This window comes from Microbacterium arabinogalactanolyticum (assembly GCF_030268005.1).
Lineage (GTDB): Bacteria > Actinomycetota > Actinomycetes > Actinomycetales > Microbacteriaceae > Microbacterium > Microbacterium arabinogalactanolyticum.
The window spans coordinates 250754-263540 of record NZ_BRZC01000002.1 but is presented as its reverse complement, the minus strand read 5'-3'; the positions used below and the strand labels follow the sequence as shown (position 1 = coordinate 263540).

Annotated in this window: 13 protein-coding genes; 1 reads left to right on the top strand and 12 read right to left on the bottom strand. The window is 70.1% G+C overall.

Annotation, left to right across the window (positions count from 1 at the left end; genetic code table 11):
- A complete protein-coding gene (locus MIAR_RS01825) occupies nt 1-687 on the top strand; it encodes a trimeric intracellular cation channel family protein (protein WP_285630401.1) in 687 nt (228 codons plus the stop codon).
- Nucleotides 688-798: 111 nt separating this feature from the next.
- On the opposite strand, the gene leuA is transcribed toward MIAR_RS01825, so the two are convergent.
- From leuA to MIAR_RS01765, 12 genes are all read right to left on the bottom strand, one after another.
- On the bottom strand, nt 799-2553 hold the full coding sequence (leuA, locus tag MIAR_RS01820; RefSeq protein ID WP_285630399.1) for a 2-isopropylmalate synthase: 1755 nt from the start codon (nt 2551-2553) through the stop codon (nt 799-801).
- A gap of 173 nt (nt 2554-2726) precedes the next feature.
- Complete coding sequence (locus MIAR_RS01815) at nt 2727-3689, bottom strand: quinone oxidoreductase family protein (protein WP_285630397.1); 963 nt, start codon at nt 3687-3689, stop codon at nt 2727-2729.
- Between the two features lies 1 nt (nt 3690).
- On the bottom strand, nt 3691-4602 hold the full coding sequence (gene era, locus MIAR_RS01810; RefSeq protein ID WP_285630395.1) for a GTPase Era: 912 nt from the start codon (nt 4600-4602) through the stop codon (nt 3691-3693).
- Entirely contained in the window at nt 4595-5884 is a 1290-nt protein-coding gene (locus tag MIAR_RS01805) for a hemolysin family protein (protein WP_285630393.1), read from the bottom strand. Before MIAR_RS01805 ends, era begins: the two co-directional genes overlap by 8 nt.
- Nucleotides 5881-6339 carry an rRNA maturation RNase YbeY gene (gene ybeY / locus MIAR_RS01800; protein WP_285630391.1) on the bottom strand — a complete coding sequence of 153 codons (459 nt, stop codon included), beginning with the start codon at nt 6337-6339 and terminating at the stop codon, nt 5881-5883. The genes MIAR_RS01805 and ybeY overlap by 4 nt, the downstream gene beginning before the upstream one ends.
- Complete coding sequence (locus MIAR_RS01795; RefSeq protein ID WP_285630699.1) at nt 6336-7361, bottom strand: PhoH family protein; 1026 nt, start codon at nt 7359-7361, stop codon at nt 6336-6338. Before MIAR_RS01795 ends, ybeY begins: the two co-directional genes overlap by 4 nt.
- Before the next feature lie 85 nt (nt 7362-7446).
- Nucleotides 7447-7794, bottom strand: coding sequence for an HIT domain-containing protein (locus tag MIAR_RS01790; RefSeq protein ID WP_285630389.1), 348 nt, complete (start codon nt 7792-7794; stop codon nt 7447-7449).
- Between the two features lie 14 nt (nt 7795-7808).
- Nucleotides 7809-8537: a 16S rRNA (uracil(1498)-N(3))-methyltransferase gene (locus tag MIAR_RS01785; protein ID WP_285630387.1), complete on the bottom strand. Its 729-nt coding sequence runs from the start codon at nt 8535-8537 to the stop codon at nt 7809-7811.
- A gap of 50 nt (nt 8538-8587) precedes the next feature.
- On the bottom strand, nt 8588-9700 hold the full coding sequence (gene dnaJ, locus MIAR_RS01780; RefSeq protein ID WP_285630385.1) for a molecular chaperone DnaJ: 1113 nt from the start codon (nt 9698-9700) through the stop codon (nt 8588-8590).
- 22 nt (nt 9701-9722) lie between these two features.
- Complete coding sequence (hrcA, locus tag MIAR_RS01775; RefSeq protein ID WP_285630383.1) at nt 9723-10766, bottom strand: heat-inducible transcriptional repressor HrcA; 1044 nt, start codon at nt 10764-10766, stop codon at nt 9723-9725.
- A gap of 80 nt (nt 10767-10846) precedes the next feature.
- A complete protein-coding gene (hemW, locus tag MIAR_RS01770; RefSeq protein WP_285630381.1) occupies nt 10847-12085 on the bottom strand; it encodes a radical SAM family heme chaperone HemW in 1239 nt (412 codons plus the stop codon).
- On the bottom strand, nt 12085-12735 hold the full coding sequence (locus MIAR_RS01765) for a DUF1990 domain-containing protein (RefSeq protein ID WP_285630379.1): 651 nt from the start codon (nt 12733-12735) through the stop codon (nt 12085-12087). Before MIAR_RS01765 ends, hemW begins: the two co-directional genes overlap by 1 nt.
- Nucleotides 12736-12787 lie beyond the last annotated feature (52 nt).

Below are 12787 nucleotides of genomic sequence, written 5' to 3'. Positions count from 1 at the left end.
GTGACCGAACCCCTCTTCACCATCCCCCTGTGGGCCGATCTGCTCGGCGTCGGGCTCGGCGGCGTCCAGGGCGCCATGTTCGCGTCCGGCTTCCAGGGCGAGCGGCGTCTCGACTGGCTGGGCGTCGCGATCATCGGCATCATGATCGGCATGGGCGGCGGTCTGATCCGCGACCTCCTGATCGGTCAGCCCCCGGCGACGCTGCAGAGCAACTGGTACCTCATCACCGCCGCGGGCGCCGCGCTGTTCGGAATGCTGCTGGCGGGGGTCTTCAACCGCATCAACACATTTATCGTCGTCCTCGACGCCGTGGTGATCGGGATGTTCGGAGCGTTCGGAGTCAGCAAGGCCATCGCCTTCGGCATCCCTCCGGTCCCTGCCGTGTTCATCGGCGTGTGCGCCGCCGTCGGCGGCGGCGTCCTGCGCGACGTGCTGATGGGGCTGCCGGTCGCGATCATGCACGTCGGCTCGCTCTACGCGGTCGCCGCCGGAGTGGGATGCACGGCGACGGTCGTCATGCACCTGTTCGACGTCGACATCACCGCCGCCGCGATCACCGGCATCGTCGTGACCGCCGTCATCCGCGTGCTCGCCGTCATCTACGACGTGTCGCTGCCCGAGCAGCGCCGTCTCTACCGCCGCAAGGTGGCAACCGAGACGGGAATGATCCCGATCATCAAGCCGTGACCAGGAACCCCCACCCTGACGCCGAGACCCCTACTTACGGTCGAGACCCCCAGCTACCGGTGCAGGCAGCTGGGGGTCTCGACGCGAACTGGGGGTCTCGGCGAAGTAGGACTAGGCCTCGACGAGCTGCGCCTCACGGGTGCGGATCGAGCGGTTCACGCAGGACACGATCGCCTTGAGGGATGCGGTCGAGATGTCGCCGTCGATGCCGACGCCCCACAGCCGCTGGTCGTCGACCTGCAGCTCGACGTAGGCCGCGGCCTGGGCGTCGCCACCGCTGGACATGGTGTGCTCCACGTAGTCGTACAGCGACACGTCGAAGCCGCGTGCGCGCAGGATCTCGATGAACGCCGCGATCGGGCCGTTTCCGGTGCCGGCGGTGGCGACCCGCTCCTCGCCGTCGCGCAGCACCACGTCGAGGGACACCTCGCCGGTCATGTCGCTGCGGGTCTGCGTGCCGAGCAGCTCGAAGCGCCCCCACTTGGCGGCGTCGTCGTCCGCCGGGAGGTACTCGTCGTTGAAGATCGACCAGATCTGGTCGCTGGTGACCTCGCCGCCCTCGGCATCCGTCTTCGCCTGCACGACGCCGGAGAACTCGATCTGCAGCTTGCGCGGCAGGTCGAGGGCGTGGTCGGTCTTCAGCAGATAGGCGACGCCGCCCTTGCCGGACTGCGAGTTGACCCGGATGACCGCCTCGTACGAGCGGCCCAGGTCCTTGGGGTCGACCGGCAGGTAGGGCACGCCCCACTCGATGTCGTCCACCGAGACGCCCTGCTCCTCGGCCTTCGCGGCCATGGCCTCGAAGCCCTTCTTGATGGCGTCCTGGTGCGAGCCGCTGAACGCGGTGAAGACGAGGTCTCCTGCCCATGGGCTGCGCTCGGGCACGGGCAGCTGGTTGCAGTACTCGACCGTGCGCTTGACCTGGTCGATGTCGCTGAAGTCGATCTGCGGGTCGATGCCCTGCGTGAACAGGTTGACGCCCAGGGCGACCAGGTCGACGTTCCCGGTGCGCTCCCCGTTGCCGAACAGGCATCCCTCGATGCGGTCGGCGCCGGCCATGTAGCCCAGCTCGGCGGCGGCGATCGCGGTGCCGCGGTCGTTGTGCGGGTGCAGCGACAGGATGACGTTCTCGCGGTGAGCCAGGTGCCGGTTCATCCACTCGATCGAGTCGGCGTAGACGTTCGGCGTGGCCATCTCGACCGTCGCGGGCAGATTGATGATCACCTTGCGATCGGGGGTGGGCTCGAGCACCTCGATGACCGCGTTGCAGACGTCGACCGCGTACTCCAGCTCGGTGCCCGTGTAGCTCTCCGGGGAGTACTCGTAGTAGACCTCGGTGCCGGGGATGGTCTTCTCGAGCGTGCGGCACAGGCGCGCGCCCTCCAGGGCGATCTGCTTGACGCCCTCGCGGTCGGAGCGGAACACGACCTCGCGCTGCAGGACGCTGGTGGAGTTGTAGAAGTGCACGATGGCCTGCTTGGCGCCCGTGATCGCCTCGTAGGTGCGCTCGATGAGGTGCTCGCGGCACTGCGTCAGCACCTGGATCGTGACGTCATCGGGGATCAGATCCTCCTCGATCAGCTGACGCACGAAGTCGAAGTCGGTCTGGCTGGCCGACGGGAAGCCGACCTCGATCTCCTTGTAGCCCATGCTCACGAGCAGCTCGAACATCACGCGCTTGCGCTCGGGCGACATCGGATCGATGAGGGCCTGGTTGCCATCACGCAGGTCGACCGCGCACCAGCGGGGCGCTTCGGTGATGCGCTTGGAGGGCCAGGTGCGATCCGGGAGATCGACGCGGATCTGCTCGTGGAACGGCCGGTACTTGTGGACCGGCATCGAAGAGGGCTTCTGGTTGTTCTTCATGATGGGGCTTCTTCTTGTCAGAAAACGTGCTCAGGCCAACACAAGCGCCGCGACGAGAGAGGCCCGATGATCAGGACTCGTCGCGGCAGCTAAGAAGAAGCAGACCGCCCAGAGGCATGCAACGATGCTAACACCCCGCTTGGCAGAATGCTCACCACGTGACGCCGGCGGGGTCAAGGGACGAGGGCGATCTTCCCGCCGGGGTGTCCCTCGGCAAGGAAGCGCAGCGCCTCGGGCGCCTGCGAGAGCGGGTACTCCCGCGCCATCGGCACGACGAGATCGCCGCGTTCCGCGGCCTCGACCAACCGGATGCGTGCCGCGTCGCGGAAGCGCGCCGTCTCGGGATCCGAGCCGGAGCTCGCCTGGAATCCGTGCTCGGCGGCATCACGGGGAGCTGCGATGGTGACGATCCTCCGTCGATCGTCGACGAGAGCGAGGGATGTCTCAGTGGCCTCGGCCGTGCCCGCGGCATCCAGCGCGGCGTCGATCGCCTGGACGCCGGCCTCCGCCATCGCCGCACGGATGCGCCCGACCAGGCCCTCTCCGTAGGACACCGGAATGCCGCCGAAGCGACGCACCGCGTCGAAACGGGCGGGGCTCGCCGTGCCGATGATCCGGATGCCCTGCGCGCGAGCCTGCTGCAGCACGCTCGCGCCGACGGATCCGGAGGCGGCGTGCAGCAGCAGCGTCTCCCTCGGTCCTGCGCCGACCGCGTGCAGCATCGCGGAAGCCGTCGAGCCCGCCAGCAGCAGGTTCGCCGCCTCGGCGTGCGTCAGCGCAGCGGGCTTGCGCAGCACCTTCTGGGCCGGGACCGTCAGCTCGGTGGCGTAGCCCCCGCTCACCCGGAATGCGATCACCTCGTCGCCCACCGCGACCGGGCCGGTGACGATCTCGGTGTCCGCGCCGACGGCGGTGACGACGCCCGAGACCTCGTACCCGATCGGCACGGGGAACTCGACACCGGGGCGCGCGGAGGCGACGTGCTTGGCATCCGCGGGGTTCACACCGGCCGCCCGGACGCGGATCGTCACCTCGCCGGGTGCGGGCGCCGGCACCTCGTACTGCTCGAAGCGCCAGGCATCCGGCGTCCCCGGCTCGATCGCGACCCAGTGCACGGCCGTCCGCTGCGGCGCCACGTCAGAACCCGAGGCGCCCGAGCTGCTTGGGGTCGCGCTGCCACTCCTTGGCCACGCGCACATGGAGCTTGAGGAACACACGGGAGCCGAGCATCTCCTCGATGCCCACGCGCGCGGCGGTCCCCACATCGCGCAGACGCGCGCCCTTGCGTCCGATGATGATGGCCTTCTGGCTGTCGCGCTCGACGACGATCGAGGCGTACACATCGATGATGTCGCTGTCCTCGCGAGGCTCGATGTCGTCGACCACCACGGCGATCGAGTGCGGCAGTTCGTCGCGCACGTCCTCCAGCGCGGCCTCGCGGATGATCTCGGCGATGCGGTCCTCGTCGGACTCGTCCGTGACGACGCCGTCCTCGTACAGCCGCGGTCCTTCGGGCATCAGCAGCAGCATCTCGTCGGCCAGCACGTTCAGCTGGTCGCGGCCCATCGAGCCGTCACCGAGCGCCGACAGCGGGATGACCGCGGCCCAGTCCTCGCGCAGGGAGTCGACCTCCATCAGACGCTCGACGATGTCGTCCTTGTCGGCGGCATCCGTCTTGGTGACGATCGCCACCTTCTTCGCACGGGGGTAGCCGTCCAGCGATGCCGCGATGCGGCGATCGCCCGGGCCGACCTTCTCCGTCGCCGGCACGCAGAAGCCGATCACGTCGACGTCGCCGAGCACCTGATCCACCAGGTCGTTCAGCCGCTCGCCGAGCAGTGTGCGGGGCTTGTGGATGCCGGGGGTGTCGACGATCACGAGCTGCCCGTCCGGGCGGTTGAGGATGCCGCGGATCGCCCGCCTCGTGGTCTGCGGCTTCTCGCTGGTGATGGCGATCTTCTCCCCCACCAGTGCGTTGGTCAGCGTGGACTTGCCGACGTTCGGCCGTCCCACGAACGTCACGAATCCGCTTCGGGTGCTGTCAGTCATCTGCGCGTCCTCCATCGACGTCTTCATTCTCCTCCGGGGCGCGCTCCACGAACACGGTCGCGATCCCTCGGCCCCGCCCCCGAGAGGCCCCGCCGGTGAGCACCAGCCCGTCGACGGATGCCGTCGCCCCCGGCTGCGGGATCTGCCCCAGCGCTTTGCCGAGCAGGCCGCCGATCGAGTCCACGTCCTCGTCCTCGAGCTCCAGGCCGAACAGGTCGCCGACATCCTCCAGCGGGAGCCGGGAGTTCACCCGGTAGCGTCCGCTGCCGAGCTCGACCACCTCGGCCGGTCCGCGGTCGTACTCGTCGGAGATCTCGCCGACGAGCTCCTCGATCAGGTCCTCCAGAGTGACCAGGCCCGAGATGCCGCCGTGCTCGTCGATCACGATGCACACGTGCACGGCATCCCGCTTCATCTGCTGCAGCAGCGTCTCCGCGCGCATCGACTCCGGCACGAACACCGCGGGGCGCGCGATCGGCCGCACCGGCGCGCCGCGCCAGGCGCTCTCGTCCCGGTAGGCGAACTGCACGAGATCCTTCAGGTACAGCACCCCGACGACGTCATCGGCCTCGTCGTCGACGACGGGCATCCGCGAGACGCCGGTGCGCAGGAACAGCTCCATCGCGTCGGTCGTCGTCTCGGCGGCGTCCACCGTGAGCATCTCCGTGCGGGGCACCATGACGGCTCGGACGAACTGATCGGTGAAGTCGAACACCGAGTGGATGAGGTCGCGGTCGTCCTCCTCGATCAGGTCGTGCGACGCCGCCTCGTCGACCATGCTGAGCAGCTGCTCCTCGGATGCGAAGCTGCTGCGCCCGCCGCCTGGGGTGACCCGGCGGCCGGCGCGCACGAGCGCCTGGGCCAGCGGGCCGAGCAGGATGCGCACACCGCGCACCGTCGGCGCCCAGGCCCGCAGGATGGTCTCGGCATGCAGCCGCCCGTAGGAGCGCGGGCTGGCGCCGACCAGCACGAAGGTGATCCCCGTCATCAGCACCGCGGCGGCGAGCATGGCCCACCAGATGCTCGGCAGCAGCGAATCCAGCGCCACCGTCACCAGCACCGCGGCCGTCGTCTCGGACAGCACGCGCATGAACGCGACCGCGTTGACGTGCGGGTCGGGGTCGGCGGCGATGCTGTGCAGGGCGGCGGATCCGCGCCCCTCGGAGGCGAGCTCCTCGATGTCATTGCTCGAGGTCACCGAGAAGGCGGCGTCCACCGCCGCCATCAGGCCGCCGAAGGAGACCAGCAGCACGGCTGCCGCGAGCAGGAAGAACGGGGTCATCGACGTCGTTCGGCGTGCGCGAATCCCTCGATCAGAGACTTCTGCAGTCCGAACATCTCACGCTCCTCGTCAGGCTCGGCGTGGTCGAAGCCCAGCAGGTGCAGCAGCCCGTGCGTGGTCAGCAGGATCAGCTCATCCATCAGCGAGTGGCCGGCGGCCTGCGCCTGCGTCTCGGCCACCTGCGGGCACAGCACGATGTCGCCCAGCAGCCCCGCGGCGGTCGGCCGGTCGGGGGTGCCCGGTCGCAGCTCGTCCATCGGGAAGCTCAGCACGTCGGTCGGCCCCGGCTCGTCCATCCACTGCACGTGCAGCGCCTCCATGGCGCCCTCGTCGACGAGCACGATCGCGACCTCGGCGTCCGCGCTGACATGCAGCTGCTCGAGGTTGAAGTCGGTGAGCCGCTGCAGCACCGTCTCGTCGATCTCGATGGCCGACTCGTTGTTGATCTCGATCATTCCAGGCCTCGTTTCGGCTTGCGGTCTCGGAGGTTCGGGCGCAGGCCCGCCCGGCGGTCGGCGCGGTTCGCGAACTGGTGCGCCTGCTCGCGCTCCACCCGGTCGGCGGTGCGGCGCTCGTCGTACTCGCTGTACGCGTCGACGATGCGGCCCACCAGCGAATGACGCACGACGTCGTCGCTGGTCAGCCGGGAGAAGTGGATGTCGTCGATCCCGTCGAGCACGCGGGTCACCAGGCGCAGGCCGGACGCACCCTGCGGCAGGTCGATCTGCGTGATGTCGCCCGTGACCACCATCTTGGTGCCGAACCCGAGCCGGGTCAGGAACATCTTCATCTGCTCGGGGGTGGTGTTCTGCGCCTCGTCCAGCACCACGAAGGAGCTGTTCAGCGTGCGTCCGCGCATGTAGGCGAGCGGTGCGACCTCGATGGTGCCGGTCGCCATCAGGCGGGGCACGACCTCGGGGTCCATCATCTCGTTCAGGGCGTCGTACAGCGGCCGCAGGTAGGGGTCGATCTTGTCGGTGAGCGAACCGGGCAGGAACCCGAGCCGCTCGCCGGCCTCCACGGCGGGGCGGGTGAGGATGATGCGCTCGACCTCTTTGCGCTGCAGCGCCTGCACGGCCTTGGCCATCGCGAGGTAGGTCTTGCCGGTTCCGGCGGGACCGATGCCGAAGACGATCGTGTTCTCCTCGATCGCGTCGACGTACTCCTTCTGCCCGAGCGTCTTCGGGCGGATCACCCGGCCGCGCGTGGACAGGATCGCCTCGCCGAGCACCTCGCTCGGACGCGGCCCGTCGTCGCGGCGCAGCATCCGTGCGGAGTGCTCCACGTCGCTGGGGACGAGGTCGTGGCCGGAGCGGGTCATCTCCAGCAGCTCCTCGACCAGCTCCTTGGCCGCGGCGACGTCGGCAGCCGAGCCGCCGAGGTTGATCTCGTTGCCCCGCACGAGCACCTGGACGCGCGGATGCTGCTTCTCCAGCATCCGAAGCAGGCGGTCCTGCGGGCCGAGCAGCTGCACCATGGCGACGCCGTCGGCGTAGATGCGCTCGGTGCGCTCCGGCTGGGCGGGGAACTGCGGTGCGGAGTCGTCAGGGGACGACGCAGTGTCAGAAGCCAACGAGCTTGTTCTCCTCGATACCTGCGAGCACGTGCGCGTGCACGTGGAAGACGGACTGGGCGGCGCTGGCGCCGTTGTTGAAGATCAGACGGTACTCGCCGTTGGCGAGCTCGACGGCGATCTGCTTGGCCATGGCGACCATCTCGGCCATCAGGCCCGGGTCAGCGGCGGCGAGCTCGGTGACGTCGCGGTACTGCTCGGTCTTGGGGATGACGAGCACGTGCACGGGTGCCTGCGGGTTGATGTCGCGGATGGCGAAGAGGTGATCCGTCTGGGCGACGAACTCGCCGGGGATCTCCCCGTTCAGGATGCGGGTGAAGATCGAGGGCTCTGTCATGCGGTCAAGTCTAGTTACCAGCGTCCCAGGTTGGCCGAGAGCAGCGCGATCGCCACGGGCCCGGCCGTGGAGGTGCGCAGCACCGTGTCGCCCAGCCGCACGCGCTCGGCGCCGGCGGCCTCGAGCCTTTCCAGCTCCTCCGGGGCGATCCCGCCCTCGGGACCGACGACCAGCACGATGTCACGACCGTCGGGCCGGACGCCGGTGAGCGGCGTGTCGGTCCAGGGGTCGAGCACCAGCATCCTGGCGTCCGCAGCGCGCGCCGCGAGCCTCGCGGTGGTCTCGACCTCGGCGACCTCCGGGATCCAGGCGCGGTGCGCCTGCTTGGCGGCCTCGCGTACGATGCTCGCCCAGCGCTCGCGGCCCTTCACGGCCTTCGGCCCCTCCCAGCGCGACACGCTGCGCGCGGCCTGCCACGGCACGACCTCGTCGACGCCCAGCTCGCACGCGGCCTGCACGGCGAGCTCGTCGCGGTCTCCCTTGGCCAGGGCCTGGGCGAGCACGATGCGCGAGGCCGGCGCCTCGTGGCTGCGACGGGATTCGATGCGCACGGTCACGCGCGCCGCCGCGACGTCGTCTACGACTCCCTCCAGCCACGTGCCGCGGCCGTCGCCGAGCGTGATCGTCTCGCCCACCCGCACCCGTCGCACCACGGCGGCGTGCTTGGCCTCTGCGCCGGTCAGCGCGATGACGTCGCCGACGGCGGCATCCGCGCAGTCGGGGATGATGAAGTGCAGCGCCACGGTGCTCCGATCGGCGAGGGGTCGGTGGGGTCAGCGGGTCCCGGGCGGGGTCAGCGACTGCGGAAGCGGTCGCGCAGCTTCGAGAACAGACCCTGGTGGAACTGCGCCAGCTGCGGAGCCGGCGCCTTGGTCTTCTTCGCGAAGTCCTCGATCAGCTTGCGCTGCGCCGAGTCCAGCCTGGTCGGCGTCACGACCTGCACGCCCACGCGCAGGTCGCCGCGCTGGGTGCCGCGCAGCGGCGTGATCCCGCGGCCGGCGATCGTCAGCACGTCGCCGGACTGCACGCCGGCGCGGATCTCGAGGTCGACCTCCCCGTCCAGTCCCTCGATCGTGGTGGTGGTGCCGAGGATGGCGTCCGTCATCGAGACCTCGAGCGTCGCCAGCAGGTCGTCCCCGTCGCGGCTGTAGATCGCATGCGGTGCGACGGTCACCTCGACGTACAGATCGCCGTTCGGGCCGCCCGCGCGGCCGACGGCACCGGAGCCCGGGAGCTGCAGCCGCAGCCCGGTCTCGACGCCGGCCGGGATGTCGAGCGAGACCGTGCGCCGGGTGCGCACGCGGCCCTGGCCGGCGCAGCCGCCGCAGGGCGACTCGATCCGCGTGCCGAAGCCCTCGCAGGAGCCGCAGGGCTGCGTGGTGATGACGTTGCCGAGCAGGCTGCGCACCTGCCGCTGCACGTGTCCGGAGCCGCCGCAGACGTCGCAGGTGACCGGCGACGTGCCCGGCTGGCAGCAGGTGCCCTGGCAGGTCTCGCAGAGCACGGCGGTGTCCACCTCGATGTCCCTGTGCGCGCCGAAGACGACGTCGCCGAGGTCGAGATCCACGCGCACCAGCGCATCCTCGCCGCGCTCACGGCGCGACCGCGGCCGGGCCGAACGGCCGCCTCCGCCGGCGGCGCCGAAGAAGGTCTCGAAGATGTCGCCGAAGCCGCCGAAACCGCCGAAGCCGGCGCCGTTCTCGTCGCCGCCCATGTCGTAGCGGCGGCGCGACTCCTCGTCGCCGAGCACGTCGTAGGCGTGCGTGACGAGCTTGAACCGCTCGGACGCCTCCTCACCCGGGTTCACGTCCGGGTGCAGCTGCCTGGCGAGCTTGCGGTACGCCTTCTTGATCTCGTCCTGGGTGGCGTCCCGGGACACCCCGAGGACTTCGTAGTGGTCCGCCACGATCACCTTTCTGACACCGGGGTCACCGGGTCGTTCCGTCTTCTTCGAGCATGCGCGACAGGTAGCGCGCCACGGCGCGGGCCGCCGCGAGGTTGCTCGGATAGTCCATGCGCGTCGGCCCCATCACGCCGACCCGCGCCGTGCCGCCGGGGGCGGCGTAGTTGCTGGCCACGATGGAGGCCTCGCCCAGCCCGAACGGCGCGTTCTCGGTGCCGATGCTGGTGGCCAGGCCGTGCTCGTCCGTGACCATCTCGCTCATCAGCCGCAGCAGCGTCACCTGCTCCTCGATGGCTTCGAGCAGGGGATGGATGCTGCCGCGGAAGTCCTGCTCGCGACGCGCGAGCGTCGCGGCACCCGCCATCACGAGCCGCTCCTGCCGGAACTCGGCGAGCTCCTCCGAGATCACCGCGGCCAGCGTGATCAGCGCGGGCTGCAGGCGCGGGGCCGTCACCGTCTGATCGGGCTGACCGACGGACTGCATCCGGTCGGTCGCCTCGCTGACCGCGCGGCCGGTGATGAGGGAGGCCAGCTGGGCGCGCAGCACCGCCACGTCGGCGTCGTCCAGGTCGATCGGCAGGGGCGCGATGCGCTGCGACACGCCGCCGGCATCGGTGACGAGCACCACGAGCATCCGGTTCGGCGCGAGCGCGACCAGCTCGATATGCGTGATGCTGGCGCGCGCGAACGACGGGTACTGGGCGAGCGCGACCTGCCCGGTCAGCTGGGTGAGCACGCGCACGGTGCGTGCCATCAGGTCGTCGAGGTCGGCGGGGTCGGCGAGGAACGTCTCGATCGCGTTGCGCTGCCCGGTGGAGAGCGGGCGCACCTGCGCCAGGTGGTTCACGAACAGCCGGTAGCCCTTGTCCGTCGGCACGCGGCCGGACGAGGTGTGCGGCGCGACGATGAGATCCTCGTCCTCCAGCAGCGCCATGTCGTTGCGGATCGTGGCGGCGGAGACCCCGAAGGCATGCCGCTCGACGATCGACTTGCTGCCGACGGGCTCGTGGGTCGCGACGTAGTCCTGCACGATCGCGCGAAGGACTTCGAGTCCTCGTTCTGTGACCATCATCCCTCCCGCTGGCACTCTTGCCTATCGAGTGCCAATCCTACTCTGTCGGACCGGCACGGTCCCCGGAGGCGGGCCCGCTACTCCGTGAGCGCGCGCACCACGGCATCCGCCAGCAGGCGTCCGCGCAGCGTCAGGCGCACTCGCCGATCGCGCAGAGCGGATGCCGCATCGACGAGGCCGTCGGAGATGAGCTCTGCCACGCGCTCGCGGTGGGTCTCCGCGATGTCGTCGATCGGCAGTCCCTCGGCCAGGCGACTCTGCAGCAGCACGCGCTCCAGGGTGCGCGCCTGCTGATCGGGCTGCTCGCGCCCTGCCGCGGGCGACTCCCCCAGCGCGAGCCGCTGCGCGTAGGCAGCCGGATGCTTGATGTTCCACCAGCGCAGGCCCGCGACGTGGCTGTGCGCACCGGGTCCGAAGCCCCACCAGTCGGAGCCGCGCCAGTAGGCGAGGTTGTGGCGCGACTGATGAAGATGGGTCCCTGAGCCTGTCGAAGGGCGGGCCCAGTTGCTGACCTCGTACCAGGCGAAGCCTGCGTCCGACAGCCGCCGGTCGGCGAGCTCGTACATGTCGGCCTGCAGGTCGTCGTCCGGGGCGGCCACCTCGCCGCGGCGGATCTGCCGGGCCAGTTTCGTGCCGTCCTCGATGATCAGCGCGTAGGCCGAGATGTGGTCGGGCGCGAGCTCGAGAGCCGTGTCCAGCGATCGCTCCCAGTCGGGGAGCGACTCGCCGGGCGCGCCGTAGATCAGGTCGACGCTGACGTCGAGTCCGGCGTCCCGCGCCGCGCGCACGGCGGTCGCAACGTTCTCGGGGTCGTGCGTGCGGTCCAGCGCCGCGAGCACGTGCGGCACGGCGGACTGCATACCGATCGAGAGCCGGTTGACGCCCGCGTCCAGCAGCGTCTCGACGACCTGCGGCGTGACCGTGTCGGGGTTCGCCTCGACGGTCACCTCCGCGCCGTCGCGCAGGCCGAAGGCGTCGGATGCCGCGCGCAGCATGCGCGCCAGATCGCCGGCAGGCAGGAGCGTCGGAGTACCGCCGCCGAAGAACACGGTGTCCATGGGGCGCACCGCCCCGGCCTCGTCCATCACCGCTCGGGCGAGGTCGATCTCGCGGATCAGCGTGTCGGCGTACTCGTCCTGCCGCGCTCCTCGCAGTTCGCTGGACGTATAGGTGTTGAAGTCGCAGTAGCCGCAGCGCACACGGCAGAACGGCACGTGCAGGTAGGCGGAGAACGGCGTCGTCGCATCGACCGGGAGCCCGTCCGGGAGTCGGCCGTCCGCGGGCGCCGGATCTCCCAGAGGCAGAGGTCCGGCCATCAGATGGGCGTCGCGTACAGCGGGGAGATCGCCCGAAGATAGCGCGAGAGCAGCTCGCGCCGACGGCGCTTCACCATGCCGGGAAGGCGATAGAGCATCGCGGCGGGCGCATCGAACGCGCGCACGGTGAACCACACCTCGTCGGTGTCGTCCCGCCAATCGATGTCGAACGACTCCTCGCCGCGCACCACGGAGCCGCCGACGGTTCCGAGCACGAACCCGATCCGGCGGCGCTCCTCGGTCACCGAGATGACCCGAAGCTCGGCGTCCGCACGCATGCCCTTGACCCGGCCGCGCACCTTCAACGTCATCCCGGGGGCGACGAACGGGGTGCCCTCGGCGTCGTAGCGCTGCTCGACCTGGTTGCGGTTCGGCGCGATCGGGGCGCCCTCGGCGTCGAAGCTGACGCCCGTGTAGGTGTCCCCCGATGCCGGTCGCACATCGCTCAGCTGCAGGCCTGCCGCGCGCTGTGCGGTCCACGACAGCAGCGCGTCGCCCGCGGACCGGAACCGGTCCTCGCCGCTGCCGATCCGCCACGACTCCTCGGCCGGGATGCTGTTCTCCGGCGGATACTGCATGAGGTCGGGGGCGTGCGTCGCCCCGACCGCGGCATAGTCCACAGTGCCTTCTCGGAATGTCCCGCGACGCATGATCTCCAGCCTACGCGACGTGCCTGAACGACACCCCGACGACGTGCCGCCG

Bases quoted from the DNA above. Each gene is read 5' to 3' on its own strand.
- leuA (WP_285630399.1), bottom strand. From the start codon at position 2,553: ATGAAGAACAACCAGAAGCCCTCTTCGATGCCGGTCCACAAGTACCGG.
- era (WP_285630395.1), bottom strand. From the start codon at position 4,602: ATGACTGACAGCACCCGAAGCGGATTCGTGACGTTCGTGGGACGGCCG.
- MIAR_RS01805 (WP_285630393.1), bottom strand. From the start codon at position 5,884: ATGACCCCGTTCTTCCTGCTCGCGGCAGCCGTGCTGCTGGTCTCCTTC.
- ybeY (WP_285630391.1), bottom strand. From the start codon at position 6,339: ATGATCGAGATCAACAACGAGTCGGCCATCGAGATCGACGAGACGGTG.
- MIAR_RS01795 (WP_285630699.1), bottom strand. From the start codon at position 7,361: ATGGTGCAGCTGCTCGGCCCGCAGGACCGCCTGCTTCGGATGCTGGAG.
- MIAR_RS01790 (WP_285630389.1), bottom strand. From the start codon at position 7,794: ATGACAGAGCCCTCGATCTTCACCCGCATCCTGAACGGGGAGATCCCC.
- hrcA (WP_285630383.1), bottom strand. From the start codon at position 10,766: ATGGTCACAGAACGAGGACTCGAAGTCCTTCGCGCGATCGTGCAGGAC.
- hemW (WP_285630381.1), bottom strand. From the start codon at position 12,085: ATGGCCGGACCTCTGCCTCTGGGAGATCCGGCGCCCGCGGACGGCCGA.
- MIAR_RS01765 (WP_285630379.1), bottom strand. From the start codon at position 12,735: ATGCGTCGCGGGACATTCCGAGAAGGCACTGTGGACTATGCCGCGGTC.